Source organism: Sphaerisporangium sp. NPDC049003 (genome assembly GCF_043197795.1).
Lineage (GTDB): Bacteria > Actinomycetota > Actinomycetes > Streptosporangiales > Streptosporangiaceae > Sphaerisporangium.
Genome location: NZ_JBICTU010000089.1, coordinates 1 through 1,074, shown reverse-complemented (window position 1 = coordinate 1,074; position 1,074 = coordinate 1). Strand labels below are relative to the sequence as shown.

The 1,074-nt window shown below is 67.3% G+C and carries 1 protein-coding gene; it reads right to left on the bottom strand.

The window, feature by feature from the left end:
• On the bottom strand, positions 1–719 hold a 719-nt coding region (locus ACGFIV_RS36295), incomplete at its 3' end, for a hypothetical protein (protein ID WP_358562420.1).
• Positions 720–1,074: the final 355 nt, after the last annotated feature.

Genomic DNA, 1,074 nt, shown 5'->3' with positions numbered 1-1,074 from the left:
CCGTTCCAGTCACCCACGATCGGGATCTGCGGGCTGCTGCCGTAATAGATCACCGGACGCGTCGCGACACTGGAATCCAGACTGTCCGACAAGTAATACTCCAGGACCCCCAGATCGCCGCCGTCCTGGACGACCTTGTCGTAGCGGTAGGCGGTGTAGACGTAACCGGGGTGACCGCCGACGGTCCCGCTGAAGGTCCTGCCGGTCTCGTGCGTGGGCGGCGAGTTCCCGTCGGCGCCGCCGCCGAAGGAGAAGACCGAGAAGTGGACGTGGTCCGGTTCCCAGTGGTCGAACAGGACGGCGTGGTGGCCGTTGCCGTTGTTGACGTTGAGCAGGTCACCCGGGCGCAGGTCGGTCGAGCTGGAGGGGGAGGAGGAGATCACGTTGGGCGCGCGGCCCGGCAGGGTCGCGGTGGTCAGGCTGGTGCCGAGGTGCCACGCCATGGAGACGGCACCCGAGCAGTCGGGCCGGTAGTTGCGGCCCGAGACATCGGGAGCGCTCGTGTTGCCGCTGGCGTCGTACTTGATGTAGGGCCGCCGGTTGACCCAGTCCCACGCGCGGGCGATCACTTCGGACGCGGTGATGGTGCCGTCGACACTGGACGCCGCGCTCGCCTGCGGGGCCTGGACCACGGCGACGCCGGTGAACGCGGCGCCGACCATCGCGGAGGTGGCGACGAGACGGGTGAGGCGGCTGCGGAGCCGAGCTGAGATGCTCATTGGATCCCTTCCAAACTATTTACGGTCGTTTCTGCGTTTTCGAGCACATTCATAGAGTCGGGCGGCGCTCTACAACTTCGCTTTAAGTTCGCTCCAGAAACGACCGCTTCAGAAAGACGATTCGGCCCTGCGTTATCGGGCCGGCGAAACGCGCAGGCGGGCGAGAAAGGGGGCGCGGCCGATCGCCCGCGGACGGAAACGCGAGAAGGGGGCGGACATGGAGTCCGCCCCCTTCGGGGATGCGCGCCGCTGAAGTGGGTCTAGCGGGCGAGGCCCTGGGTGTCGATGCCGTCGCCGTTCCAGTCGCCGATGACGGGCAGGTCCCCGGTGGTGTTGCCGTAACCGATCGCCCTGG